This is a genomic window from Pseudomonas sp. SB113 (assembly GCF_040754745.1).
In the GTDB taxonomy this organism is placed as follows: domain Bacteria; phylum Pseudomonadota; class Gammaproteobacteria; order Pseudomonadales; family Pseudomonadaceae; genus Aquipseudomonas; species Aquipseudomonas grimontii.
The window spans coordinates 60,236-87,071 of sequence record NZ_JBFMHW010000015.1 but is presented as its reverse complement, the minus strand read 5'-3'; the positions used below and the strand labels follow the sequence as shown (position 1 = coordinate 87,071).

At 57.9% G+C, this 26,836-nt stretch carries 24 protein-coding genes and 1 pseudogene; 18 read left to right on the top strand and 7 right to left on the bottom strand.

Features of this window, described 5'->3' with window-relative positions; all coding sequences use genetic code 11:
* Positions 1-4: 4 nt before the first annotated feature.
* From acnD to AB1462_RS19910, 4 genes are all read right to left on the bottom strand, one after another.
* A complete protein-coding gene (gene acnD / locus AB1462_RS19925) occupies positions 5-2,599 on the bottom strand; it encodes a Fe/S-dependent 2-methylisocitrate dehydratase AcnD (RefSeq protein ID WP_259191226.1) in 2,595 nt (864 codons plus the stop codon).
* 134 nt (positions 2,600-2,733) lie between these two features.
* Positions 2,734-3,861: a 2-methylcitrate synthase gene (gene prpC, locus AB1462_RS19920; RefSeq protein WP_259191227.1), complete on the bottom strand. Its 1,128-nt coding sequence runs from the start codon at positions 3,859-3,861 to the stop codon at positions 2,734-2,736.
* 42 nt (positions 3,862-3,903) lie between these two features.
* Positions 3,904-4,797: a methylisocitrate lyase gene (prpB, locus tag AB1462_RS19915; protein ID WP_027603670.1), complete on the bottom strand. Its 894-nt coding sequence runs from the start codon at positions 4,795-4,797 to the stop codon at positions 3,904-3,906.
* A complete protein-coding gene (locus AB1462_RS19910; RefSeq protein WP_090400361.1) occupies positions 4,794-5,504 on the bottom strand; it encodes a GntR family transcriptional regulator in 711 nt (236 codons plus the stop codon). Before AB1462_RS19910 ends, prpB begins: the two co-directional genes overlap by 4 nt.
* A 273-nt stretch (positions 5,505-5,777) precedes the next feature.
* Here AB1462_RS19910 and AB1462_RS19905 point away from each other — a divergent pair, with 273 nt between their 5' ends.
* The 5 genes and pseudogenes from AB1462_RS19905 to AB1462_RS19885 form a co-directional block, all read left to right on the top strand.
* A complete protein-coding gene (locus AB1462_RS19905) occupies positions 5,778-6,314 on the top strand; it encodes an ATP-dependent zinc protease (RefSeq protein WP_027603668.1) in 537 nt (178 codons plus the stop codon).
* Between the two features lie 5 nt (positions 6,315-6,319).
* The gene (locus AB1462_RS19900; protein WP_090400362.1) at positions 6,320-7,852 is read left to right on the top strand and encodes an inactive transglutaminase family protein; all 1,533 of its coding nucleotides are present in this window, start codon (positions 6,320-6,322) and stop codon (positions 7,850-7,852) included.
* Entirely contained in the window at positions 7,852-8,838 is a 987-nt protein-coding gene (locus AB1462_RS19895; RefSeq protein WP_090400363.1) for an alpha-L-glutamate ligase-like protein, read from the top strand. The genes AB1462_RS19900 and AB1462_RS19895 overlap by 1 nt, the downstream gene beginning before the upstream one ends.
* A 102-nt stretch (positions 8,839-8,940) precedes the next feature.
* Positions 8,941-10,284: an aminodeoxychorismate synthase component I gene (pabB, locus tag AB1462_RS19890; RefSeq protein ID WP_367247726.1), complete on the top strand. Its 1,344-nt coding sequence runs from the start codon at positions 8,941-8,943 to the stop codon at positions 10,282-10,284.
* Between the two features lie 188 nt (positions 10,285-10,472).
* Positions 10,473-10,652, top strand: a pseudogene (locus AB1462_RS19885) (type II toxin-antitoxin system HigA family antitoxin); the annotation flags it as partial.
* A 139-nt stretch (positions 10,653-10,791) separates the two neighbouring features.
* Here the strand turns inward: AB1462_RS19885 and thrH are convergent.
* The gene (gene thrH / locus AB1462_RS19880; RefSeq protein ID WP_367247724.1) at positions 10,792-11,409 is read right to left on the bottom strand and encodes a bifunctional phosphoserine phosphatase/homoserine phosphotransferase ThrH; all 618 of its coding nucleotides are present in this window, start codon (positions 11,407-11,409) and stop codon (positions 10,792-10,794) included.
* A gap of 151 nt (positions 11,410-11,560) precedes the next feature.
* Between thrH and AB1462_RS19875 the strand changes: the two genes are divergently transcribed.
* From AB1462_RS19875 to AB1462_RS19865, 3 genes are all read left to right on the top strand, one after another.
* Positions 11,561-12,295, top strand: a complete 735-nt coding sequence (locus AB1462_RS19875; RefSeq protein ID WP_027603661.1) for a phosphoadenylyl-sulfate reductase — start codon at positions 11,561-11,563, stop codon at positions 12,293-12,295.
* A 409-nt stretch (positions 12,296-12,704) separates the two neighbouring features.
* Positions 12,705-14,234: an NCS1 family nucleobase:cation symporter-1 gene (locus AB1462_RS19870; protein ID WP_259191239.1), complete on the top strand. Its 1,530-nt coding sequence runs from the start codon at positions 12,705-12,707 to the stop codon at positions 14,232-14,234.
* Positions 14,235-14,247: 13 nt separating this feature from the next.
* Positions 14,248-14,976, top strand: a complete 729-nt coding sequence (locus tag AB1462_RS19865) for an aspartate/glutamate racemase family protein (protein WP_090400366.1) — start codon at positions 14,248-14,250, stop codon at positions 14,974-14,976.
* Between the two features lie 51 nt (positions 14,977-15,027).
* Here the strand turns inward: AB1462_RS19865 and AB1462_RS19860 are convergent, their stop codons facing one another.
* A complete protein-coding gene (locus tag AB1462_RS19860) occupies positions 15,028-15,951 on the bottom strand; it encodes a LysR family transcriptional regulator (protein ID WP_315337938.1) in 924 nt (307 codons plus the stop codon).
* Between the two features lie 126 nt (positions 15,952-16,077).
* Between AB1462_RS19860 and AB1462_RS19855 the strand changes: the two genes are divergently transcribed.
* On the top strand, positions 16,078-16,824 hold the full coding sequence (locus AB1462_RS19855; RefSeq protein WP_090400368.1) for a 3-oxoacyl-ACP reductase family protein: 747 nt from the start codon (positions 16,078-16,080) through the stop codon (positions 16,822-16,824).
* A 64-nt stretch (positions 16,825-16,888) separates the two neighbouring features.
* Here AB1462_RS19855 and AB1462_RS19850 read toward each other — a convergent pair whose 3' ends face one another.
* A complete protein-coding gene (locus tag AB1462_RS19850; protein WP_090400369.1) occupies positions 16,889-17,578 on the bottom strand; it encodes an HAD-IA family hydrolase in 690 nt (229 codons plus the stop codon).
* A 108-nt stretch (positions 17,579-17,686) separates the two neighbouring features.
* Between AB1462_RS19850 and AB1462_RS19845 the strand changes: the two genes are divergently transcribed.
* The 9 genes from AB1462_RS19845 (at position 17,687) to AB1462_RS19805 (ending at position 26,802) form a co-directional block, all read left to right on the top strand.
* The gene (locus AB1462_RS19845) at positions 17,687-18,052 is read left to right on the top strand and encodes a DUF2784 domain-containing protein (protein ID WP_259191242.1); all 366 of its coding nucleotides are present in this window, start codon (positions 17,687-17,689) and stop codon (positions 18,050-18,052) included.
* Between the two features lie 55 nt (positions 18,053-18,107).
* Positions 18,108-18,686 carry a DUF4337 domain-containing protein gene (locus AB1462_RS19840; RefSeq protein WP_367247720.1) on the top strand — a complete coding sequence of 193 codons (579 nt, stop codon included), beginning with the start codon at positions 18,108-18,110 and terminating at the stop codon, positions 18,684-18,686.
* Between the two features lie 91 nt (positions 18,687-18,777).
* Complete coding sequence (locus AB1462_RS19835) at positions 18,778-19,113, top strand: hypothetical protein (protein WP_032887540.1); 336 nt, start codon at positions 18,778-18,780, stop codon at positions 19,111-19,113.
* A 62-nt stretch (positions 19,114-19,175) separates the two neighbouring features.
* A complete protein-coding gene (locus tag AB1462_RS19830; protein WP_367247718.1) occupies positions 19,176-20,216 on the top strand; it encodes an EamA family transporter in 1,041 nt (346 codons plus the stop codon).
* A gap of 1,050 nt (positions 20,217-21,266) precedes the next feature.
* A complete protein-coding gene (locus tag AB1462_RS19825) occupies positions 21,267-21,482 on the top strand; it encodes a hypothetical protein (RefSeq protein ID WP_367247717.1) in 216 nt (71 codons plus the stop codon).
* A gap of 99 nt (positions 21,483-21,581) precedes the next feature.
* Complete coding sequence (locus tag AB1462_RS19820; protein WP_367247715.1) at positions 21,582-23,252, top strand: ATP-dependent endonuclease; 1,671 nt, start codon at positions 21,582-21,584, stop codon at positions 23,250-23,252.
* An 801-nt stretch (positions 23,253-24,053) separates the two neighbouring features.
* On the top strand, positions 24,054-24,392 hold the full coding sequence (locus AB1462_RS19815; protein WP_367247713.1) for a hypothetical protein: 339 nt from the start codon (positions 24,054-24,056) through the stop codon (positions 24,390-24,392).
* A gap of 25 nt (positions 24,393-24,417) precedes the next feature.
* Positions 24,418-25,095, top strand: a complete 678-nt coding sequence (locus AB1462_RS19810) for an SOS response-associated peptidase family protein (RefSeq protein ID WP_367247712.1) — start codon at positions 24,418-24,420, stop codon at positions 25,093-25,095.
* Between the two features lie 246 nt (positions 25,096-25,341).
* A complete protein-coding gene (locus AB1462_RS19805) occupies positions 25,342-26,802 on the top strand; it encodes a hypothetical protein (protein ID WP_367247710.1) in 1,461 nt (486 codons plus the stop codon).
* Positions 26,803-26,836 lie beyond the last annotated feature (34 nt).

The window sequence follows — 26,836 nt, the reverse complement described above, 5'->3', positions numbered from 1 at the left end:
CTCTTCAGGCGGTGGTCGCCGATTCCAGGAAATCCTGGGCAAAACGTTGCAACACGCCGCCCGCCTCGTAGATCGACACTTCTTCGGCGGTGTCCAGGCGGCACGTCACCGGCACCTCGACACGTTCGCCATCCTTGCGATTGATCACCAGCGTCAACTGCGCACGCGGGGTGCGTTGGCCGATCACGTCGTAGGTTTCGCTGCCATCAATCTGCAAGGTGTGACGGTCAGTGCCCGGCAGGAACTCCAGGGGCAACACGCCCATGCCTACCAGGTTGGTGCGGTGGATGCGCTCGAAACCTTCGGCGGCAATCGCTTCCACACCCGCCAGGCGCACGCCCTTGGCGGCCCAGTCGCGGGACGAGCCCTGGCCGTAGTCGGCGCCGGCAATGATGATCAGCGGCTGCTTGCGCTCCATGTAGGTTTCGATGGCTTCCCACATCCGCGTGACCTTGCCTTCCGGTTCGATCCGCGCCAGGGAGCCCTGCTTGACCTTGCCGTTCTCCCGCACCATTTCGTTGAACAGTTTCGGGTTGGCGAACGTCGCGCGCTGCGCGGTCAGGTGGTCGCCACGGTGAGTGGCGTAGGAGTTGAAGTCGACTTCCGGCAGGCCCATTTTCGCCAGGTATTCGCCGGCGGCGCTGTCGAGCATGATCGCGTTGGACGGCGAGAGGTGATCGGTGGTGATGTTGTCCGGCAGCACCGCCAGCGGGCGCATGCCCTTGAGCGGCCGCGCACCGGCCAGCGCGCCTTCCCAGTATGGCGGGCGGCGGATATAGGTGCTCTGCGGGCGCCAGTCGTACAGCGGCGCGACCTTCGGGCCGGTGTCTTCGTGGATCGCGAACATCGGGATATACACCGCGCGGAACTGCTCCGGCTTGACCGAGGCCTTGACCACCGCGTCGATCTCTTCGTCGCTCGGCCAGATGTCCTGCAGGCGGATTTCCTTGCCGTCGGCGTCGAGGCCGAGCACGTCCTTCTCGATGTCGAAGCGGATGGTGCCGGCAATCGCATAGGCCACCACCAGCGGCGGCGAAGCCAGGAACGCCTGCTTGGCGTAAGGGTGAATACGCCCGTCGAAGTTACGGTTACCCGAGAGCACGGCGGTGGCGTACAGGTCGCGGTCGATGATCTCTTGCTGGATCACCGGGTCGAGCGCGCCGGACATACCGTTGCAGGTGGTGCAGGCAAATGCCACCACACCAAAGCCGAGCTTTTCCAGCTCATGGCCCAGGCCGGCTTCTTCCAGGTACATGGCCACGGTTTTCGAACCCGGAGCCAGGGACGACTTGACCCACGGCTTGCGCGTCAACCCAAGCTTGTTGGCATTACGCGCCAGCAACCCGGCGGCGATCACGTTGCGCGGGTTGCTGGTGTTGGTGCAGCTGGTGATGGCGGCGATGATCACTGCGCCGTCGGGCATTTGCCCCGGCACGTCATCCCACTGCCCGGAGATGCCCTTGGCAGCCAGGTCGCGGGTGGCGACGCGGGCGTGCGGGTTGCTCGGGCCAGCCATGTTGCGCACGACGCTGGACAGGTCGAAGGTGAGGCCACGCTCGTATCGCGCGCCTTTAAGGTCATCTGCCCACAGGCCGGTCTGACGGGCGTATTGCTCGACCAGGGTGACTTGTTCGTCTTCGCGGCCGGTGAGTTTCAGGTAGGCGATGGTCTGCTGGTCGATATAAAACATTGCCGCCGTGGCACCGTATTCCGGGGCCATGTTGGAGATGGTCGCGCGGTCACCGAGGGTCAGTTTGGACGCGCCCTCGCCAAAGAACTCCAGCCAGGCGCCGACCACTTTCTGTTGACGCAGGAACTCGGTCAGGGCCAGCACCATGTCGGTGGCAGTGATGCCCGGCAGCAGCTTGCCGGTCAGTTCGACACCAACGCTTTCCGGCAGGCGCATCCACGAGGCGCGGCCAAGCATGACGCTCTCGGCTTCCAGGCCACCGACGCCAATGGCGATCACGCCCAGGGCATCCACGTGGGGGGTGTGACTGTCGGTGCCGACGCAGGTATCCGGGAAGGCCACGCCGTCACGCACCTGGATCACCGGGGACATTTTCTCCAGGTTGATCTGGTGCATGATGCCGTTGCCCGGCGGGATCACGTCGACGTTCTTGAAGGCCTTTTTGGTCCACTCGATAAAGTGGAAGCGGTCTTCGTTGCGACGGTCTTCAATGGCGCGGTTTTTCTCGAACGCGTCCGGATCGAAACCACCGGCTTCGACGGCCAGGGAGTGGTCGACGATCAACTGGGTCGGCACCACCGGGTTGACCTGGGCCGGGTCGCCGCCTTGCAGGGCGATGGCATCACGCAGGCCGGCGAGGTCGACCAGCGCGGTCTGGCCGAGGATGTCGTGGCACACCACGCGGGCCGGGAACCAAGGGAAGTCGAGGTCGCGCTTGCGTTCGATCAGTTGGCTCAGGGAAGCATTGAGGGTGGCCGGGTCGCAGCGGCGCACCAGGTTCTCGGCGAGCACACGAGAGGTGTAGGGCAAGGTGGCGTAGGCGCCGGGGCTGATTGCATCGACTGCCGCGCGGGCGTCGAAGTAATCCAGGCGGCTGCCGGGGAGCGGTTTGCGAAACTCAGTGTTCATCGTCAGGACTCGGTCACGGTGATTACAAACGGAGCCGGCTGATCCGGGGCTGGAATGCGATGCAAATGTGGGAGGGGGCTTGCCCCCTCCCACACTTGGTCCGGTTTCCACTTCGGGATCGTCGGTATTCCCATTCAGCGACGTTCGATTGGCACGAACTTGCGCTGTTCGACGCCGATGTACTCGGCGCTTGGACGGATGATGCGGTTGTTGGCGCGCTGCTCGAACACATGCGCGGCCCAGCCTGTAAGCCGCGAGCAGACGAAGATCGGCGTGAACAGCTTGGTCGGGATGCCCATGAAGTGGTACGCCGAGGCATGGTAGAAGTCGGCGTTGGGGAACAGTTTTTTCTGTTCCCACATGGTCTTGTCGATGGCTTCGGAGACCGGGAACAGCACGGTGTCGCCCACTTCGTCAGCAAGTTTTTTCGACCAGCCCTTGATCACTTCATTACGCGGGTCGTTGTCTTTGTAGATCGCGTGGCCGAAGCCCATGATCTTGTCCTTGCGCGCCAGCATGCCGAGGGTGCCTTCGACGGCTTCCTCCGCCGAGCCGAAACGCTCGATCATTTCCATCGCCGCTTCGTTGGCGCCGCCGTGCAGTGGGCCGCGCAGGGAGCCAATGGCGGCGGTGACGCAGGAATACAGGTCGGACAATGTCGAGGCACACACCCGCGCGGTGAACGTCGAGGCGTTGAACTCGTGCTCGGCGTAAAGGATCAACGACACGTTCATGACTTTTTCATGCAGTTCGCTCGGCTTCTTGCCGTGCAGCAGGTGCAGGAAGTGGCCGCCAATGCTCGGCTCGTCGGTCACACAGTCGATGCGCTTGCCGTCGTGGCTGAAGCGGTACCAGTAGCACATGATCGCCGGGAACGCGGCGAGCAGGCGGTCGGTCACGTCGCGTTGCACGCTGAAGTCTTTTTCCGGCTCGATATTGCCGAGGAACGAGCAACCGGTGCGCATCACGTCCATCGGGTGGGCGTCGGCGGGGATGCGTTCGAGCACTTCTTTCAGCGCTTGCGGCAGGTCACGCAGCTTACTCAGCCTGGCGCTGTAGGCGGCCAGTTCGGCCTGGGTCGGCAGTTCGCCGTACAGCAGCAGGTAGGCAACTTCTTCAAACTGCGCATCGGCGGCCAGTTCGCGCACATCGTAGCCACGGTAGGTCAAGCCGGCACCGGCCTGGCCCACGGTGGACAGTGCGGTCTGCCCGGCTACCTGGCCACGCAGGCCGGCGCCACTCAGTACTTTTGCTTCAGCCATGGTTTTTCTCCAATTTTGTCGTTATTCAGGGAGGCGTGTTCGTCACTTTTTCGCGGCGAACAGCGCGTCAAGCTTCTGCTCGAAGGTGTGGTAGTCGATGCGGTCGTAAAGCTCCATGCGGGTTTGCATGGTGTCGATCACGTTCTGTTGAGTGCCGTCGCGACGGATCGCGGTGTAGACATTCTCGGCGGCCTTGTTCATGGCGCGGAAGGCCGAGAGCGGGTACAGCACGATGGAAACATCGGCAGATTTCAACTGTTCGGTGGTGTACAGGGGAGTTGCGCCGAACTCGGTGATGTTGGCCAGGATCGGCGCTTTCACACGGGCGGCGAACAGTTTGTACATCTCCAGTTCAGTGATGGCTTCCGGGAACACCATGTCAGCGCCGGCTTCGATGCAGGCGGCGGCACGCTCCAGCGCGGACTCCAGGCCCTCGACGGCCAGGGCATCGGTACGCGCCATGATCACGAAGCTGTCATCGGTGCGCGCATCCACGGCGGCCTTGATGCGGTCGACCATTTCCTGCTGGGACACGATCTCTTTGTTCGGACGATGGCCGCAGCGCTTGGCGCCGACCTGGTCTTCGATATGAATCGCGGCGGCGCCGAACTTGATCATTGATTTGACCGTGCGCGCGACGTTGAACGCCGAGGAGCCGAAACCGGTGTCCACGTCTACCAGCAGCGGCAAGTCGCAGACGTCGGTGATACGGCGCACGTCGGTGAGTACGTCATCCAGGCCGGTGATGCCCAGGTCCGGCACGCCGAGAGAACCCGCCGCTACGCCGCCACCCGACAGGTAGATCGCCTTGAAGCCGGCGCGCTTGGCCAACAGCGCATGGTTGGCATTGATTGCACCCACCACCTGCAAGGGGTGCTCGCTGGCGACCGCGTCACGGAAACGCTGGCCGGGTGTGCTTTTATTGTTCGAACTCATGACTCACCTCTATCAGGGGCGCCGCCTGGGAAATGACGGGCAATATTGCGTTTGGAAGCACCGATATGCCGGCGCATCAACAACTCGGCCAGTTCACCGTCGCGATCGGCAATCGCATCAAGAATGCGGTGATGCTCGGCAAAGGCCTGGCGTGGACGATTGGGGGTGGCGGAGAACTGGATACGGTACATGCGCACCAGTTGGTACAGCTCGCCGCAGAGCATTTGGGTGAGGGTGCGGTTGCCCGCACCTTGAATTATCCGGTAATGAAAATCGAAGTCGCCTTCCTGCTGGTAGTAGCCGACACCCGCCTGGAACGCTGCGTCGCGCTCGTGGGTGTGCAGCACCTGACGCAGCTCTTCGATCTCCACGTCGGTCATGCGCTCGGCGGCCAGGCGACAGGCCATGCCTTCCAGGGACTCGCGGATTTCATAGAGTTCGATCAGCTCGGCGTGGCTCAAGGACACGACCCTGGCGCCTACATGGGGCACGCGCACCAGCAGGCGCTGGCCTTCCAGGCGGTGGATCGCCTCGCGCAGCGGGCCACGGCTGATGCCGTAGGTGCGGGCCAGTTCCGGCTCGGAGATCTTGCTGCCGGGGGCAATCTCGCCCTTGACGATGGCGGCCTGGATACGCCGGAAGACGTTTTCCGACATGGTCTGGGATTCGTCTGACGGTGCCACCGGGGCTTCCGCTTGATCGAGCATATTGTCGACACCTTTAAAAGCAATGTCGCAAAAACTAGCCAATCAGGCCCGAATAGTCAAAGAATAAATCAACATTGTCGACAATCGTCTAATAACCCCTACTGCACTCCACCGGGGCATGGCCGGCTGCCAGCGCTGGCGCCGAAAAAGCATCATGTTAGAATGCCGCCCGCATTTGCCTGACATCGCTTGATGAAACGGCGCACGAAGGGAGTTTGCGCAGCAATGCCAGTCGCCTTGAATTGAACATCGCACTGCACCGCCTCAGGATCTATGAGACTCAAGCCCTTCCCCCTATTGTTTTGCCTATTGTCCATACCGAGCCTTGGCGCTGCCGCCGAGAAGACCGTGTATGGCCTCAACGAATACGCCCAATTGGCCGGCATCGACCTGGAAGTGGCCGCCAAGCTCGACACCGGCGCCAAGACCGCCTCCCTCAGCGCCCGCGACATCAAGCGCTTCAAGCGCAACGGCGAATCCTGGGTGCGCTTCTACCTGGCCATCGACACCGCCCATTCCCACCCCATCGAACGCCCCCTGGCCCGCGTCAGCAAGATCAAGCGACGCGCCGGTGACTACGACCCCGATGAGGACAAGAACTACACCGCCCGCCCAGTGATTGCCCTGGACATCTGCATGGGCACCGCTTTACGCAGCATCGAAGTGAACTTGACTGACCGCAGCGCTTTCCAATACCCGCTGCTGATCGGCTCCGAAGCGCTCAAACGCTTTGATGCGCTGGTCGACCCCAGTCTTAAATACGCAGCAGGCAAACCTGCCTGCGCCGCCGACGCTCATACCGCCGAGTAAACCGAATGCGCTCTCTAACCCTGCACCTGAGAATCCTGATCGCCATCCTGGTGGTGTTGGGTATTTCGGTCACCGCCTACCAGATTTTCGTGCTGGGCATTCCCGTCACCGAGGACGCCACCGACGACTTGTGGAACATCGACGCCAAGGTCGAGTTCGTCGCCAACCCGAAAGACCCGGTGAAGATCCAGATGTTCGTGCCGCCGTTGAGCCGCGACTTCGTCAGCCTTAATGAGAGCTTTATCTCGAATAACTACGGGGTGAGCGTCAACCGCATCGACGGCAACCGCAAGGTCACCTGGTCGGCACGCCGCGCCAAAGGCAACCAGACCCTGTATTACCGCCTGGTGCTGACCAAGCGCTACAGCGGCGAAAAAACCAAGATCAAGGGCCCGACGTTCCGCGACAGTATCGCCGTGGAAGGCCCGGAAAAAATTGCCGCCGAAGCCCTGCTGGCGCCGATCCGCCAGCATTCGGCCGACGTCGAGACCTTTATCACCGAAGCCATCAAGCGCACCAACAACCTCAACGACGACAATGTGAAGCTGTTGCTGGCGGGCGATCCATCCACGCCGCACAAGGCCAAGATCGTCGAGTTGCTGCTGTCCATCGCCCATGTGCCGGTGGAAAAGGTCCACACCATCCGCCTGGTGGCCGACCAGCCGCAAACCCCGGAACTGTGGCTGCGTAGCTTCAATGGCAACGACTGGCTGTACTTCAACCCGGAAACCGGCGAGCAAGGCCTGCCCACCGACCGCCTGCTGTGGTGGACCGGCGATGAAAACCTGATCACCGTCGATGGCGGCAAGAAAGCCATGGTCACCTTCAGCCTGAACAACAGCGAAATGAACGCGATTCGCCTGGCCAAGCTGACCGACGAGAACACCGACGCCAACTTCCTCGAGTACTCGCTGTACGGCCTGCCGCTGCAAACCCAGCAGACCTTCATGATCATGGTGATGATCCCGATTGGCGTGCTGGTGATCCTGATCCTGCGCAACCTGATCGGCCTGCAGACCCTGGGCACATTTACCCCGGTGCTGATTGCCCTGGCATTTCGCGAGACGCAGCTGGGCTTCGGGATCGTGCTGTTTACGATTATCACGGCGCTGGGCCTGTCCCTCAGGTCGTACCTGGAACACTTGAAGTTGCAGATGCTGCCGAGGTTGTCGGTGGTGCTGACCTTCGTCGTGGTGCTGATCGCGGCCATCAGCCTGTTCAGCCACAAGCTGGGGCTGGAGCGCGGGCTGTCGGTGGCGCTGTTCCCGATGGTGATTTTGACCATGACCATCGAACGCCTGTCGATCACCTGGGAAGAGCGCGGCGGTGGCCATGCCATGAAGGTGGCGATTGGTACGCTGTTCGCCGCTTCCCTGGCGCACATCATCATGAGCGTGCCGGAGCTGATCTACTTTGTATTCACCTTCCCGGCGATCCTGCTGATCCTGGTGGGCTTCATGCTGGCGATGGGTCGCTATCGCGGCTACCGCCTGACCGAACTGGTGCGGTTCAAGGCCTTCCTCAAGGCTGACTCGTAATGTTCGGCTTCTGGAAGACCTGGAAAGCCCTGGAAGCGCGGGGGATCATGGGCATCAACCGGCGCAATGCCGACTACGTGCTCAAGTACAACAAGCGCAGCCTGTACCCCATCGTGGATGACAAGATCATCACCAAGGAACGGGCCATCGCCGCCGGCATCCATGTGCCGCAAATGTACGGGGTGATCTCCACCGAGAAAGAAATCGACAAGCTCGACGAGATCATTGGCGGGCGCAGCGATTTCGTGATCAAACCGGCCCAGGGCGCCGGCGGCGACGGCATCCTGGTAGTGGCGGACCGTTTTGAGGGGCGCTACCGCACGGTGTCGGGCAAGATCATCAGCCATGAAGAGATCGAACATCAGATTTCCAGCATCCTCACTGGCCTGTATTCCCTGGGTGGCCACCGCGACCGTGCGTTGATCGAATACCGCGTGGTGCCCGACCAGATCTTCAAGAGCATCAGCTACGAAGGCGTGCCGGATATTCGCATCATCGTGCTGATGGGTTACCCGGTGATGGCGATGCTGCGCTTGCCGACCCGCCAGTCCGGTGGCAAGGCCAACCTGCACCAGGGCGCGATAGGGGTGGGCGTCGACCTCGCCACCGGCCTGACCCTGCGCGGTACCTGGCTGAACAACATCATCACCAAGCACCCCGACACCACCAACGCGGTGGATGGCGTGCAACTGCCCAACTGGGACGGGTTCATGAAGCTCGCGGCCGGCTGCTACGAGCTGTGCGGGCTGGGGTATATCGGCGTGGACATGGTGCTCGACCAGGAAAAAGGCCCGCTGATCCTTGAGCTGAATGCGCGGCCAGGGCTCAATATCCAGATCGCCAACGACTGCGGCCTGACCCTGCGCACCCATGCGGTGGAGGCACGACTGGAAGAACTGAAGGCCGCCGGCGTGACGGAAACCCCGGAAGAGCGGGTGAAGTTTGTGCAGGAGATGTTCGGGCATATTCCGCCCGTGGAAGGCTAGAAAAACAGCTACGAGTTGTAAGCTGTAAGCTGCAAGAATGTGCAACCGTTTTTTAACTTGCAGCTGAAAGCTTGAAGCTTGCCGCTGCCGCCAAGGCCCCGCATGTCGACCTGCTCCGTACACCCATTGCCCTACCGGGCCAACCCCGCCGAGTATTTTGCGGCGATTCGCCATGCTCCCGGCGCGGTACTGCTCGACAGCGGCCGCCCGGCGGCCGAGCGTGGGCGTTACGACCTGCTCAGCGCCTGGCCCGAAGCGACCTTGACGGTAGCCCCTGACGAAAGCGGCACTGCTTTCCTGCAACGCTTGCGGGGAAACCTGACGCGATTGGGTGAAGCCGCAATCCCGGCCGGCTTGCAGTTGCCGTTCGCCGGCGGCTTGATCGGCTACCTGAGCTACGACTTCGGTCGGCACCTGGAGCACATGCCGCAGTTGGCGGTGGATGACCTGCACCTGCCGGACGCGCGCTTCGGGCTGTACGCCTGGGCGCTGATCAGTGACCACCAGGCGCAGAGCAGCCAGTTGGTGTTTCATCCCTCGCTGGCAGATAGCGAACGGCAACGGCTGATCGCGTTGTTCAGCCAGGGGGCTGTCGACACCTGCGCGACGTTCAAACTCCAGGGCCCGATGGCGCCCGACCTCACCGCCGAGGCCTACCGCCTGGCCATCGTGCGCATCCAGGACTACATCCAGGCGGGCGACTGCTACCAGGTCAACTTCGCCCAGCGTTTTCGCGCGCCATGCATGGGCGATCCCTGGGCAGCCTACTGCGCCCTGCGCGAAGCCTGCCCGACGCCGTTTTCCGGGTTCCAGCGCCTGCCGGACGACGGCGCGATACTGAGCCTGTCGCCGGAGCGTTTCGTGCACATCAGCGAGCGCCACGTCGAAACCCGCCCGATCAAAGGCACCCGCCCGCGCGGCCTCACGCCGGAAGAAGACGCCGCCAACGCCGCCGAACTGCTGGCCAGCCCCAAGGACCGCGCCGAGAACCTGATGATCGTCGACCTGCTGCGCAACGACCTCGGCCGCACCTGCCGCACTGGCTCGGTAAACGTGCCGGAACTGTTCAGCCTGGAAAGCTACCCCAACGTGCATCACTTGGTCAGTAGCGTGACCGGCACATTGGCCGACGACAAAGACGCCCTCGACCTGATCGCCGGCAGCTTCCCCGGCGGTTCGATCACCGGCGCCCCGAAGATTCGCGCGATGCAGATCATCGACGAACTCGAGCCGACCCGACGCGGGCTGTACTGCGGTTCGTTGGTGTACCTGGATGTGCGCGGCGAGATGGACAGCTCCATCGCCATCCGCAGTTTGCTGGTCAAGGATGGCCAGGTGTGTTGCTGGGGCGGCGGTGGGATCGTGGCGGATTCGCAGTGGGAAGCGGAGTATCAGGAGTCACTGACGAAGGTACGGGTGTTGTTACAAACGCTGGAAAACCTGTAGCGCGCAGTTCCTTCCTGGCTCTCAGACGCAGAGCCAAGCAGTAGAAAAAACCTGAATCAGACCCACAGTAGACGCAGTTGAACGTCGGAGGATAGCGTCCGGCTTCAACCGTCCGCCCGCCGTCTGTGAAGGATCACATGAAGCGACTGCCTACCCGTCAGGAAATACTTCCGAGATTGCATCTCCTCTCGATTAAATTTCGCATGGAGCAGCTAGGCATGACCACCCGGGATCTTGAGCCTTTCATCGGGACGAGCGGACGTGTATCCGAAGTGCTGAATCACAAGCGCAAGCTGAGCCTGTCGATGATCAAGCGACTGCATGAAGGCTTGAGTATTCCTTATGAGCGATTGCTTGCAGGGGACTGACAGGAACATTGGTAGTGGCGCTACCTTCCCCATCGGGAGCAAGCCCACTCCCACATTCGACCTCGTTTATCTGTTGGAATGGTGTCGAATGTGGGAGGGGGCTTGCTCCCGATAGGGCCCTCAGCCGGACCGAAAGAAATTACAGGCTCAACGGCCGATTCGAAGCCTTGATGAATTCCTTCTTCAAATCTTCAAACGTGTGCACCGCCGGGAATTGCGGGAATTCGCGAATCACATTCTCCGGCGCATGGAACAGAATCCCACGGTCGGCCTCGCCCAACATGGTGGTGTCGTTGTAGGAATCGCCAGCGGCGATCACGCGGTAGTAGAGGGTCTTGAACGCCAATACCGACTGGCGCTTGGGGTCTTTCTGGCGCAGTTGGTAGCTGACCACGCGGTCGTTTTCGTCGGTGATGAGGCGGTGGCACAATAAGGTCGGGAAGCCCAGTTGGCGCATCAGCGGCTGGGAGAATTCGTAGAAGGTGTCGGACAGGATCACCACCTGGAAGCGCTCGCGCAGCCAGTTGACGAACTCGATGGCGCCGTCCAGCGGTTGGAGGGTGGCGATCACTTCCTGGATGTCGGCGAGCTTGAGCCCGTGTTCGTCGAGGATGCGCAGGCGCTGCTTCATCAGCACGTCGTAGTCGGGAATGTCCCGAGTGGTGGCCCGCAGGGATTCAATACCGGTTTTTTCGGCGAAGGCGATCCAGATTTCCGGGACCAGCACCCCTTCCAGGTCGAGACAGGCAATTTCCACAAGACACTCCCATTAGATGTTGTTAGTTGAGCGAGCAAAAGGACTGCCGAACTCTAGCGATTCAAGCCCGCCGCCGCAACGCAGGGCGGATTTTGATACCATCGCTCCCCTATAGAGCGCTCAGCGCCATTGACCTGTAGGAACCGTCCTGATGAACCAAGCCTTTGACGTCGTTGAACTCGCCACGACTTATGCCAACAAGTCTGCCCAGGACATTCTCAAGCTGGCGTTCAGCCAGTTCGGTGATGACCTGTGGATTTCCTTCAGCGGCGCCGAGGATGTGGTGCTGGTGGACATGGCCTGGAAGCTGAACAAGAACGTCAAGGTGTTCAGCCTCGACACCGGCCGCCTGCACCCGGAGACCTACCGGTTTATCGAGCAGGTGCGCGATTTCTACAAGATCGATATCGAACTGATCTCGCCGGACCAGAGCAAGCTGGAACCCTTCGTCAAGGAGAAAGGCCTGTTCAGCTTCTACAAGGACGGCCATGGCGAATGCTGCGGCGTGCGCAAGATCGAGCCGCTGCGCCGCAAGCTTTCCGGCGTCAGCGCCTGGGCCACCGGCCAGCGCCGCGACCAGAGCCCCGGCACCCGCAGCCAGGTGGCGGCGCTGGAAATCGACACGGCCTTCTCCACCCCGGAACGCACCCTGTACAAGTTCAACCCGCTGGCGCAGATGACCAGCGAGGAGATCTGGGGTTACATCCGTATGCTGGAGCTGCCGTACAACAGCCTGCATGAGCGCGGTTTTATCAGCATCGGGTGCGAGCCGTGCACCCGTCCTGTGCTGCCGAACCAGCACGAGCGCGAAGGTCGTTGGTGGTGGGAAGAAGCCACGCAGAAGGAATGCGGGCTGCATGCGGGGAATATCATCAGCAAGGCTTGAAGTTGATGCTGTAAAAAAATGTGGGAGGGGGCTTGCCCCCTCCCACATTTTTTTTGTGTTGAGTGTTGGAAATGTACACACAAATGTAACCATTGGTGCCATTTATGTGTGCAATTTTTCTTCAGCCGCACCATAACGTAACACCTCTCCCCTCCCCCGGGTTGGCCTGGCGAATCGCACGCTGACCGCCCAAAAAATAAATAGCTGTTCAAACGGTCAATTTATATTTCTTCAAATTCAGCCAGTTATTTAACCAACCTATAAAGATCAAATTACCCAGGACTTTCATAGATCCAAAACTGGCACGCATGTGGCTTAAGGTGGAATGTTCTTTGTATACAATAAATACAAAACCTACATACACTTTGCCATCTGCGGCTTCCCGGCAGATGTGCTGGAGCCTGCCGGAATGCGTACAAGCCTCTCGAATAACATCGCACTGGATCTGCCCTCCTCCGCCCTGAACCCAGACGCCGCGAGCCCCGGTCCCCTGGTGCTCAGCCCACGCCTGCACAACAAGGATCTGGCGCCGACCAAGGTCGAAGGCCGACGTTGGGGGCGCTACAGCATCTTCGCGCTGTGGACCAATGACGTGCACAACATCGCCAACTATTCGTTCGCCATCGGCCTCTATGCGCTTGGCCTGGGCGGCTGGCAGATCCTGTTGTCCCTGGGCATCGGTGCGGCGCTGGTGTACTTCTTCATGAACTTGTCCGGGTATATGGGCCAGAAGACCGGCGTGCCGTTTCCGGTGATCAGCCGCATCAGTTTCGGCATTCACGGCGCGCAGATTCCGGCGTTGATCCGCGCAGTGATCGCGATTGCCTGGTTTGGTATCCAGACCTACCTGGCGTCGGTGGTTTTCCGCGTACTGCTGACGGCGATTCATCCAGGATTTGCCGACTATGACCACAACTCGATCCTGGGGTTATCCACCTTGGGCTGGGTGTGTTTTGTGGCGATCTGGTTCGTGCAACTGGTGATCCTGGCCTATGGCATGGAGATGGTGCGCCGTTATGAAGGCTTTGCCGGGCCGGTGATTTTGCTGACTGTCGCGTCGCTGGCCGGTTGGATGTACTTCCAGGCCGGCGGCAACATTGCCTGGTCGATCCGCGAACCGCTGAGCGGCGGCGAGATGTGGCGCAATATCTTCGCCGGGGGCGCGCTGTGGCTGGCGATCTACGGCACGCTGATCCTCAACTTCTGCGACTTCGCACGCTCTTCGCCGTGCCGCAAGACCATCCTGGTCGGCAACTTCTGGGGCCTGCCGGTGAATATCCTGGTGTTTGCCGCGATCACCGTGCTGCTGTGCGGCGGGCAATTCCAACTCAATGGCCGGGTGATCGAAAGCCCGACTGAAATCATCGCCGCCATCCCCAATACCTTCTTTCTCGTGCTGGGCTGCCTGGCATTCCTGATCGTCACCGTGGCGGTGAACATCATGGCCAACTTTGTCGCGCCAGCCTTTGTGCTGAGCAACCTGGCGCCCAAGTACCTGAACTTCCGCCGCGCCGGCCTGATCAGCGCCACCGTGGCCGTGCTGATCCTGCCGTGGAATCTCTACAATAGCCCGTTGGTGATCGTGTATTTCCTCTCCGGCCTGGGCGCGCTGCTGGGGCCGTTGTACGGGGTGATCATGGTCGATTACTGGCTGATTCGTAAAAGCCAGGTGGACGTTCCGCAGCTGTATAGCGAAGATCCGAATGGCGTTTATTACTACAGCCGTGGGGTGAATATGCGCGCAGTGGCGGCGTTTATTCCTGCAGCCGTGATCGCCATCCTGCTGGCGCTGTTGCCGGGATTTGCCAGCGTCTCACCGTTTTCCTGGTTGTTTGGCGCCGGTATTGCAGGGTTGCTGTACCTGCTGATCGCCAAGCGCCAGCCGTTCTACGCCGATGTCAGCGGCGAAAGCATTGCCGTCGATAACGTCAGTCACTGAGTAAGGACCTTCCATGCGTATCCTCGTGGTCAACGTCAACACCACCGAATCCATCACTGAAACCATCGCCCAGCAAGCGCGGGCCGTGGCCTCGCCGGGCACTGAGATTGTCGGGCTTACCCCGTACTTCGGCGCGGAATCGGTGGAGGGCAATTTTGAAAGCTACCTGGCCGCCATCGCCGTGATGGACCGGGTGATGGCTTACGACCAACCCTTCGATGCGGTAATCCAGGCGGGCTACGGCGAGCACGGCCGGGAAGGTCTGCAGGAGCTATTGAATGTGCCGGTGGTGGACATCACCGAAGCGGCGGCCAGCACCGCCATGTTCCTGGGCCATGCGTATTCAGTGGTGACGACCCTGGACCGCACCGTGCCGCTGATCGAAGACCGCCTGAAACTCGCCGGCCTTTACCAGCGCTGCGCCTCGGTGCGCGCCAGCGGCATGGCGGTGCTGGAGTTGGAAGAAAACCCGCTGGCCGCCATGGAAGCCATCGTGCGCCAGGCGGAACTGGCCATTAGCGAGGACAAGGCCGAAGTAATCTGCCTGGGCTGCGGCGGCATGGCCGGGCTGGATGAGCAGATTCGCCAGCGCACCGGGGTGCCGGTAGTGGATGGCGTGACGGCGGCGGTGACCATTGCCGAATCCCTGGTGCGGTTGGGGCTTTCCACGTCGAAGATCCGGACGTACGCAACGCCTCGGCCGAAGAAGGTCATTGGTTGGCCGACCCGGTTCGGCCGCTGAAAATCCAATGTGGGAGCAAGCCCCCTCCCACGTTTTGATCTGCGCCTGGTTTTAGATTGCGCTGAACCTTTGCCCCAGGTTCTTTTCGGCAAACTGCTCGATGATGAAATCCACAAACGCCCGGGTCTTGCCGGGCAGCAGTTTGTGCTCGGCGTAGTAGATGGAAATATTGCCGTCGTCGACGTACCAGTCGGGCAACACCCTGACCACCTCGCCGCTGTCGAGGAACGGTACGGCCATGGGCATGCTCACTAGCGCAACCCCCAGGCCTTGGGCGCTGGCGCAGCAGGCGGCTTCGGAGTCGCTCATGGTCATGCCGGGCTTGAGCACCAGCGGGCGGTGTTCACGTTCGACACTGGTCAACTGCCAGGAACGGATACGCCCGGTTTGCGGCGAGCGGATCAGGATACCGTTGCACCGCGACAAGTCTTCGGGCTCGCGCACCGCTGGGCGTTGCGCCAGGTAACCCGGTGAAGCCACCAGCACCCGATGCGCCGGCGTCAACTTACGCGCCACCACGCCTTGGGGCAGCTCAAAACCGCCGCCGATGGCGGCATCGAAGCCCTGGCCGATCAGGTCCACCTGGCGGTTGTCGAAATGCCAGTCCGGGCTGATGTCCGGAAAGCGCGCCATGAACGTTCCCAGCAACGGCACCACATAGCGATTGCCAAACACCGTGCCCATGCTGACTTTGAGCGTGCCCACCGGCCGCCCTTCGGCGCTGGCCAGGTTGGCCACGGCGTTCTGGATGGTGGTGAGGCTGCCGCTGACTTCGGCCAGGAACAGTTTGCCGGCTTCGGTCAGCGCCAGACGCCGGGTGCTGCGCTGGAACAGCCGCACGCCGAGGCGCACCTCCAGCTTGGCGACGCTTTTGCCGACCGCCGCCGGGGTCAGGCTCAGGTGCCGGGCCGCCTCGGCAAAGCTGCCACCTTCGGCGCTGCGCACAAAGCATTCGATACTGCCAAAGCTCTCCATATTGGCCCACTCTAAACTTTTGGTTTACACAGACTATAGCAATCACGGTCTACCGGCAGCGGTGAGTGAGGTCGATACTCGGCTCCAACAACAGGGCATTGGGCCTTGAATGACTCGGAGATCGACATGACCACACACAACCTCAGCGGCAAAGTCGCCTTGATCCAAGGCGGTTCCCGCGGCATCGGCGCCGCCATCGTCAAGCGTCTGGCAGCCCAGGGTGCAGCCGTTGCCTTTACCTACGTCAGCTCTGCCGCCAAAGCTGAAGCCCTGCAGAACAGCGTGATCAGCGAAGGCGGCAAAGCCCTGGCGATTCACGCCGACAGCGCCGACGCCACGGCGATCCGCAACGCGGTCAACGCCACCGTGGAAGCCTTTGGCCGCCTGGACATCCTGGTGAATAACGCCGGCGTGCTGGCCATCGCACCGCTGGAAGACTTCAAGCTGGAAGACTTCGACCAGACCTTGGCGATCAACGTGCGCAGCGTGTTTATCGCCACCCAGGAAGCCGCCAGACATATGGGCGAAGGCGGCCGAGTGATCAACATCGGCAGCACCAATGCCGAACGCATGCCGTTTGGCGGTGGTGGCCCGTACGCGATGAGCAAGGCGGCGCTGGTCGGCCTGACCAAGGGTCTGGCGCGGGACTTGGGGCCGCGTGGCATCACCATCAACAATGTGCAACCTGGGCCGGTGGACACCGATATGAACCCGGCAAACAGCGATTTCGCCGAGAGCCTGATCGGGTTGATGGCGGTGGGGCGTTACGGGCATGTGGAAGAGATAGCCAGTTTTGTGGCCTACCTGGCCGGGCCGGAAGCGGGGTATATCACCGGTGCCAGCCTGACCATCGATGGTGGGTTCAGCGCATAACCCAATGTGGGAGGGGCAAGTCGAATCGTCGCACCGCCCCTCCCACATTTTTTACCAAGTAGGGTCAGGAGATTGGCGGCAGGCCATAGGCCGCCAGGTCGAAGTCCGCAAGCTTGCGGATGATCTGGTCGGCATGCTGGTACTTGCTGTCGGCCATGGCTTCATCGGGCACGGCGATGGCGGTCATACGGGCGGCCTTCGCAGCCGTTACACCAAACGGCGAATCCTCGAACACCAGGCAATCCTCAGGGGCAACGCCCAGGCGGCGCGCAGCGGTGAGGAAGATGTCCGGCGCGGGCTTGGCCGCGCCGACTTCCGGGTCGTCAGCGGTGACGATGGTGCCGAACAAGGCAAACCACTCGCGGTGCAAGGTGGTCTTGTGGCCAAACGAATTGCGCGACGAACTGGTGCCCACGGCAATCGGAATGTTGTGCGCCTTCAAGTGCCGCACCAGCGCCTCCGCGCCAGGCATGCCCAAAGCCTTGGGAAAGCGCTCGCTCATCAGCGGTTCGCGAATTTCGAGAAATTCAGCCGGAGTAATCGGCAGGTCCAGTGCCTTGACCACATAGTCGGCCAAATCCTGGGCACCGCGCCCGATGATGTGCTGCTTGATGCCCCAGTCGTAGGTTCGGCCGTAGCGTTCAGCGATGATCTGCGTGACTTCGGTGTAGATGCCTTCCGTATCCAGCAATAACCCGTCCATATCGAAAATCACGGCCTTGATCGGACCGACTGCGGTACGCGGTGCATTCATCACAACAAACCCTGGAGGAAGGACTAAAAGGATTCAGCACAATAACGGCCACGCTTGCCCGCTAGCAACCCTTTAGACTGTGCGCCCCCTCCTTTCGAAGCGCGCGCAATGCTCTATCGTCTAGCCGCAGACAGCCTCGTGCTGTTCCACCTGTGTTTCATCCTGTTCGTACTGTTTGGTGGGCTGCTGGCCCTGAAATGGCGCCCGGTTGTCTGGCTGCACCTGCCCGCCGCTGCGTGGGGTGTAGCGGTCGAAGTGTTTCACCTGCCCTGCCCGCTGACCCGCTGGGAAAACCTGTTTCGCCACCTCGCCGGGCAGGACGGTTATGGCGGTGGGTTTATCGAGCATTACATCCTCACGCTGATCTACCCGGCCGGGCTGACCCCACAGATCCAACTGGGCCTGGGCGCGTTGGTGCTGGCGATCAATATCGCAGTGTATGTGCGCCTGATCCGGCGTTACGGACAGGCTTGAGACAGCTTCACTGGTGAAGAATCAGACTCCCCCAGTCCCTTCACCGGCGCGCCCCATGTCCGAAGCCTTCGAAGTTCCCAGCCCTCACGAAAAACACCTTGAACACACCACCGAACATGCCCACGGCCGTGGGGATAATTTCGCCAGTCGCATCGCCGTCATGACCGCGCTGATGGCCACCCTCGGCGCCATGCTCAGCTACCAGGCCGGCTCCACCGAGAGCGAGGCGGCGATGGACAAGAACAACGCGGCCATCATCAAGACCGAAGCCGCCAACCAATGGAGCTACTACCAGGCCAAGTCCAGCCGGCAGAACCTGGCGGAACTGGCCACCCATATTCCGGGGGTGGATGCGGCGCATTACAAGGAAGAAGTCGAGCGCTACAAGCACCAGAAGGAAGACGTGCGCCAGCAGGCCGAAAAGCTCGAGGCCACCTCACGGGAGTGGGATCAGAAGTCCGAAGAAGCGCTGCACCAGCACCATCGCTGGGCCCAGGCGATGACCGCGATTCAGATCGCGATTTCGCTGGCAGCGATTACGTTGTTGACGAGAAGGGAGTGGTTGAAGCGCATGTCGTATGCGGCGGCGGGTGTGGCGGTGGTGCTAGGTAGCCTGGCGTGGTTGCACATCTGACGAGGGAAGATTGATTTCAATCCCTTGCCGGAGCGATTAAAGTGCGGCCCCCGAGAATTGAATCTCGGGCTTTAGTCCATGGAGTTTCCCAGTGAAGTACATCAGTAAAGTGGTTGCAGCAGCAGTTCTCGGTTTCACGCTTGCAGGCTGCACCGGCACCGCCATCAAATCCCCGCAATACGACAGCAGCCAATACACCGTCCTGGGCCACAGTGAAGCCAGCGCCACCGGCATCATGTTGTTCGGCGTGATCCCGATCGGCCAGAACAGCCGTTTCGTGCGCGCCCAGGATGCCGCCATCAAAGCAAAAGGCGGCGATGCGCTGATCAACACCCAAGTACAGGAAAACTGGTTCTGGGCCTGGGTGCTCAGCGGTTACACCACCAAGATTTCCGGTGATGTGATCAAGCTGAAAACCGCGCAGTAAATTCGCTCGGGCTTTCACCTAAACCCGCGACGTATCATGGGCCAACCTTTCGAGGATGGCCCATGAACCTCAGTATCGTCTACGCACTCGCCGCCGCCGCCCTGTTCGGCGCCAGCACCCCGCTCGCCAAAAACCTCGGCCTGGGCCTCTCGCCCGTGCTGCTCGCCGGCCTGCTCTACCTCGGCAGTGGCGTCGGCCTCGCCGGCGTGCGCCTGATCCGTGATCGTGGCTGGAAACCCAGCGGACTGAGCCCATCGGAATGGCCCTGGCTGCTCGGCGCCATCGCATTCGGCGGCATCCTCGGGCCTGTCGCGTTGATGTTCGGCCTGACACGCACGGCCGGCGCAACCGCCTCCCTGATGCTCAACCTGGAAGCGGTACTGACCGCCGTCATCGCCTGGGTCGTGTTCAGGGAAAACGCCGACCGTCGCATCGTCCTGGGGATGATCGCCATCGTGCTGGGCGGCGTGGTGTTGTCAGGGGCCGACGGCGGTGGCACCAACCATGACTGGACAGGGCCGCTGGCGGTTGCCGTGGCGTGCCTGTGCTGGGGGATCGATAACAACCTGACCCGCAAAGTATCGGCGTCGGACGCGCTGTTTATCGCCGGGGCCAAAGGGTTGATTGCGGGGCTGGTGAATAGTGGGTTGGCGCTTTATCTCGGGGCGCAGATCCCGGGCATGGCGCAGCTGGCGCCGATCTTGCTGGTTGGTTTTCTGGGCTATGGCATCAGCCTGGTGATGTTCGTGCTGGCGTTGCGCGGACTGGGCAGTGCACGCACGGGCGCCTATTTTTCCACCGCGCCGTTCCTGGGTGCCGCGATTGCGGTGCTGATGTTGGGTGAGTCCGTGACAGTGGCCTTCTGGATTGCATCGGCGTTGATGGCCGTGGGCGTTTGGCTGCACCTGACGGAACGGCATGCCCATGATCATCAGCATGACGCGACGGAACACGGGCATCGGCATGTGCATGATGAACATCATCAGCATGAGCATGGGTTTGAGTGGGATCCAGCGGAACCCCATAGCCATGTGCATGTGCACAGTCCGCTGAGGCATAGCCATGCGCATTTTCCGGATGTGCATCATCGGCATCGGCATTGATGACGGGTGTGGGGGAGACTTTCGAGTCTGCCGGTTTTTGTCCGTTATTATTCCGGTTCGCCAACTTGCGTGATTTGACAGAGGTTAGTTTTTCAAACCCCGGAAATCACAAAACCCCTGGTTTCTTTCGAAACCAGGGGTTTTGTTTACATCGAATTTGGCGGTGAAGGAGAGATTCGAAAGTACCCGCACCCTCGATCGCTCGGCCGAGGACCCGGAATACAAGGGCTCCAGCGGTGCCGGTTGCGCAAAAGTGTTCCCAAGCCATTCCCACGGACCTCAGATTGCACCGCGTTACGCGCGCATCACATGCGAAGGGGGTCGAGATTCGAAATCTAGAGGGGGGCAAAAAAAAGAGTAACATAAGTAATCTTGACCGTTTTTCACACTCAACCCGTTGAATTTAAATGGTTTTATATTCAGGCCAAAAGGTAATTTTTAAGTAATATTGAAGTAATCTGATTACTCTTCATAAATGTAATTCTCATTTTTATAAAAACCATTTAAAAACAACAAGTTGGAAAAAAATTACCTTTTCAATTACTTCTCTGTTACTCCTTTTTGTAACACCGAACCCTGCGGAATATGCGGCCTCCAGCCCATTACCCAAACGTGGTTACTGAAATTACTCTTTTTGAAATACCCCCCCTCTGCCTGCACAGCAATGCCTCCAGACCTTTCGGGAAAGCCCCCTCGGTGCAAGAAAAAAGGGGACAGATTTGCTTAACACTGGGTTTCGCGTCGCACGATCAAGACACAGCCCCCTCTGACCCATTCCTGATAAACTGCCGACCCTTCGCATTATCCGTTCCAGATCCCAAAGCCCTCAGACCTAGCCCCACCGCGATCCCTCTCGCGCCGCTTCTCCATCGCCCCCATGATGGATTGGAATGACTAAGTCTGTAAGCCATATAACACGCCAGTTGCAGCCCAATCTTCCTCTGTACGTACCACTTTAGTACCAACGCGTCCTATCCTTTCTGTGGGCGACAGCGTTCCGGATCATTCCCAATGCTATGCTTGAGCTATTTTCAGAGGGAGCAGGAAATAGTGGCAGACGAATATTCACTGGCAGAAGTTTTAGAACGCTTTTATCAAAACCAACTGGCCTTGGAAGCTGCTCTGATGGAATTGACTCTGTGGGCAGAGCAGCAAAACGCATCGACTGTGAGCCAAAATATCCGGGGGGCACTCGAAACCATAGGTGAAAACGCCGGGCACATTAAACAAGGCTTGGCACGACTAAAAACCGAAAATCATAAGTAACTGGGGTGACTACAGATGAGGTTTGAAGTTCTGAAATTAGCCAACTTCCCTCTCCGTAGTAATTAAATCGAAAAACAAACTCAACCAGTGGACGGTCGAATGATAAAAAATATAGAGCTTAAGTTTGGACGTACTCCAACCTCCAAACCTGAAGAAATCTCCATTCCACCTATAACTGTATTTGTAGGACCTAACAACTCTGGGAAAAGCAAAGTAATATCTGAGATAGCCTCATATTGCCACACTGGAATCCTTTCAACTAACACATTAATTTTAAATAAATTAACTTTCGAAAACAATAACGAAGAAAATGCCTTAAAGGAAATTAGCAAGTACACCCTAGAACCTTCCCCAGGCGACCTACTTAGCCCAGGCTCTATAATATTCGGAACACCTCGCGTCAGAAACAATATCGACTCTCAAACTTTAAAACAATTCATTATATCGCCAGACTCTAATACCAGGGCGTTTTGCACATGGTTTTTGACACACGCCACCTTAATGCTGGACGGCAGCAGCCGTATTAATCTTGTAAACGAGCAACCTGCCGGGGATCTGCAGCAGCCGCCACACACTAGCCTTCAAGTATTACTTCGAGACGATACTAAGCGACATGAGGTTAGACGAATAGTTCGTGAAGCTTTTGATACCCACTTTGTGGTTGACCCAACATTACTTGGAAAATTACGGATTCGCCTCTCGAAGCGTGCCCCACTAAACGACATTGAGGAACGAGGTATACACGCAGAGGCTGTCGATTTCCATTCAAAAGCACTTCTGATAGATGCAGCAAGCGACGGAGTTAAAGCTTTCACTGGAATTATAACTGAGCTCATTGCGGGAGATCCCAAAGTCATTCTGATTGACGAGCCAGAAGCTTTCCTTCATCCATCACTCGCCTCTAAGCTAGGGCTGGAGATCTCGCGTGCGGCTCTTTCTGAAAACAAACGGGTATTCATATCTACACATAGCCCAGCGTTTGTAATGGGATGTGTCCACTCAGGAGCACCGGTAAATATAATTAGACTGACTTATAGAGGCGGATTCGCAACATCGAGAGTATTACCGAGCGGAGACATCCTTGAGTTAATGAGAAACCCTCTTTTGCGTTCAACTGGAGTTCTAAGCGGCCTATTCTATGAATTTGTGATTGTTACAGAATCCGACGCAGACCGTGCATTTTATCAGGAAATAAACGAGCGTTTGCTCCGATTCTCTCCCGAACAAGGAATTCCAAACTGCTTATTCATAAACGCCCAAAACAAACAAACAATTCAAACAATAATTAGACCATTAAGACAATTAGGCATACCGGCAGCGGGCATAGTGGATATTGACGTATTAAAGGATGGCGGCAGTACATGGACAAACATGCTTATAAGCATGAATGTCCCACAAATATCGCATAACTCACTAGCATCGATGAGGGGGGCCGTTAAAAAGGCAATGGACGACACGGGTAAGAACATGAAAAGAGATGGAGGAGTCGACATTTTAAATGAAGAAGAGAGAGAGGCGGCATTGAATCTTCTAAGTCAACTTTCAGAATATGGAATGTTCACAGTCCCTAAGGGTGAGTTAGAATCTTGGTTACCCGAAACCAAAGCAACTGGGCACGGACCATCATGGCTCATTGAAGTGTTCGAAAAGATGGGTGAAGACCCATCGTCTACTGGCTATATCAAACCAACCACAGGTGACGTGTGGGAGTTTTTATCAAAGATTAGATCATGGCACTTCGATTCCAATCGAAAGGGTATTCCCGTGTAAAGACCCTGTTAAAAATTCAAAGCTAAATTATTACGGACTCTCGCTACCAGCTTCCCAAGCTGATAACGAGGGTTCGATTCCCTTCACCTGCTCCACTATTTTCAAGGCTTCCAGCGGTACCGATGTGACGTTGCGCAAAGCTGGTGACAGTTTTGGTGACAATTACTGAAATCCCGGGAGTGTTTGTGCAGCAACGTGCGTGCACAACTTCTGATGGACCTCGGCCAGCGCCCTCCCCCTTTCCCGAGCCGACTCCCGAATATACTTGGCTGTTCGTTCGCATGAGCATCATTGAAACGCACCCACCCTCGCAGGTTTCCGCAGGCTTTTGACAGTATTGAAACGTCCCGACAGCCCCCAGCCGCACTAGTTTTGGAGGGAGTGCAGAAGTGCGGAAAAAGAGACCCATTTAGCCCGCAGGCGAGGTGGGGGGACGACGGCGCGCGCCGGGTGATGAAGCACGTCAATGCCCCGATGTGGCACGTCAACCCCCGCATTTAGCACGCCAATACCCCGCGCCGATGACGGCATACCAGCCGCTGTCTCAGGCCTGGCTGAGTAGTACCCGAATGTGCCGCAAGCCCCGTGTTTATTGGGCGTACAGCCGCTCACGCTTGCCGCTACATCCGGCAAATGCTATGTTGGAGTGAGTTTTTTCATGCTGCTGAAGGGCAAACTTTCATCTATCCCAGCTGACTTTGCTGACCCACAATCCCCTCTTCCCCTACAGCTCGTCGCCTCAAATCGCGTCATGGAAAAACGTCATTTACTGTATGCGCATACAGTATTGAGTTCGAACGTATGAACAATGATGGCGACACCCTCGGATGGCTCGGCCTCCCTTCTCCACTACAGATGTACCGACAACACTGCCGCCTACTGGAGAATGAGATCCAGGAACTGAACGCGCAATTACGCAAAGCGCGGGCAGACGTTTTCGGGATCAGCCAGATGCTGTTGGAAACACAAGCCAAGAACAGCGAGTTCGCTGGTTATCTCCGAGAGCGCGGTGCCGAAGCCGCAGCAATGCGAAAGCAGATCTCAGACCTGACCACGTCGAACTACGTGAACAAGCGAGAAGCGGAAGAGTTGCGACGGATCGTCAATGAAATGAGGCCTCGACCGACCACGATTGTCTAAGATCAAACCGAGAGAGGGCTTAGCCATGTGCGGAAGACTGTCGCAGTACCGAGGTATTCATGACTTTGTCGCGGCCTTGAGCATGCCCAATGCCCTGGTCAACTCTGTGGGAGACCAGCCCATCGAGCGCTACAACGTCGCACCAACGACCCAAGTTGCGCTGTTACACATGCAAGGAGACTTGCTGCACGCAGATCCGGTGACTTGGGGATGGCGACCGCATTGGGCGAAGGACCGCGCCGCGCCGATCAATGCTCGTGTCGAGAAGGTCGCCCACAGCCCGTTCTTCCGGGCGATCTGGCCTCACCGAGCAATCACGCCCATCGACAGCTGGTTTGAGTGGGTGGATGAAGGCGGTCCGAAGAAACAACCCTATCTGATCCGCAGACGGGACGCCGCGCCGGTATTGTGCGCGGCCATCGGCCAGTTGCCAGACGCCGATGAAGGCCCAGGCGAGCATGACGGCTTTGTGATCATCACCGCCGATAGTGCCGGCGGCATGGTGGACATCCACGACCGCAGGCCTGTGGTACTGACGCCGGACCTTGCCCGCGAATGGCTTGACCCGGCAACGCCAAAAGAACGCGCCGAGCAGATGGTGTTGCACCAGGGCGAGCCGGCCGAGGCCTTTGAATGGTTCAAGGTCAGCAGCGCGGTGGGTAACGTGAGAGCAAAGGAAGACAGTTTAATCCTGCCAACCTAAAACACACCGGGATACGACTCCTATCATATTAAAAACATCTTCGGTTAAATTCTGTCATCAGCTCCGGCAACTCACCAAAGCCGCAATTAAATCGCCAAGGACGCCTTCATAATGAGCACAACAAAGTACAAGCGAGAGATACGCAACATAAAGTCTGAACTTTCGTCTTTCTGTCCACTATCAGTACTAAATGAAGGAATAAGTTACCTTGGCGAATTCAACGACTCCGAGAGACCAAGTGAGTCAATGCCGTGGATCACTATGTTTTCTATTAAACTTTCAATGATTGAGGGGGCAATCGGGAAACGTGAAATAACAAAAAACCACTTCAGAGAAATCATAAACAACATTTATAAAATGCAACACTTAGCTGTTGATTTAAAAAATGGAGACCCTATACCCGTCCTTCGTCCAATGATAATGCAGCAAGCTTGGTACCAGCGCCCTTCACATTGGGACTGGTACACAATCTTTCGCCAAAGGCTTTGGTTCGCAGAAAACGATTATTATGACATTGAATTTTCTCGCATTACCGGCCTTTCTATCGACTCCTACATAACTATAAGCTTATTCGTTTTTCTATACGCGTGTAACGACGCAAAAAACGGGGTCGCTGAGCTAAACATACTTAGTTTACTTCACTCCCTTTGTCCAAGCATCCCCGCCGTTCATATTAGAAATTACTTTATTCTCACCGGCATTCGGATTAATGACCTTCCAGATTTTTTCAAGGAGAACGAACTTGCCGATGAGCCTCAAGGGGAATATTTTCAGCCAGCTACGTTTAGAAAAAGGCCTTTGCTGATAGATGGAGATAGAGTCTACATTTTTAACTCTATGGTCTGTACTGGAGGACTAGCGACTTTCATCCCAACTCTTCTAAAAGAAAAATTAGCGGCTGATTACAAAGCTCGCTTTGGCATCGATTTGGAAAATTACATTGCAAAGTTATTTATAGACGCAAAAATTGAAGTCCTCAACGAAAAAAACATAGAAGAAATCTATAAGAAAAATGGCTTAAAAGGAAAGGTATGCGACTTTTTATACAGCAACGATACAAACATAATTTTTGAAAGCAAGGCCATTGAGCCAGGAGAAATAGTTCAGTCAACTTCTGACCAAGCATTGTTAAAACGCAGCCTGCCCGCCAGCCTAATAAAATCGATAAAACAAGGTCAGAGAACAGCGTACAACCTAAAGCAAACAGAAAACTATAAAAACGAAAAATTCGTACTAGTCATTATAACCCACGAAGATTTTTGGTTTGCGACAGGTGAAGACATCTCCAAATATGTTGATCCTGAGCTTGCCAAGGAAACACAGGACGAATTCAATGAAACCCCAATCCCTTTTGCCGACGTGATTTTCCTTACCATCAACACTTTTGAGTCGCTCTTGGAATCACATAAAAGAGGTGAGAGCAGTTTAGAAAGTTCGATTACAAAATGCATTCAAGCCGTCAACACCCCTGAGGGAAGACGATTCACTATGGCACACGTCGCTCAAGACGTACTTGACGACAAACTTATGGGGCATAGTTTTGTTGCTGACGAGGCCGATAAGTGGATTGCGGCATTACCAGCGACAATGAAAAAGAATTCAAAATTTTGGGGAACTGATGCACAACATTTAATGAGGGCACATCAAAGATTAATGATCAGCATAGATGAAGAGTTTGAAATAAGAAAAAACCTCGCCCACGGTTGAACATATCATCAAGTGGAATGCCCCAGCGTCGAAC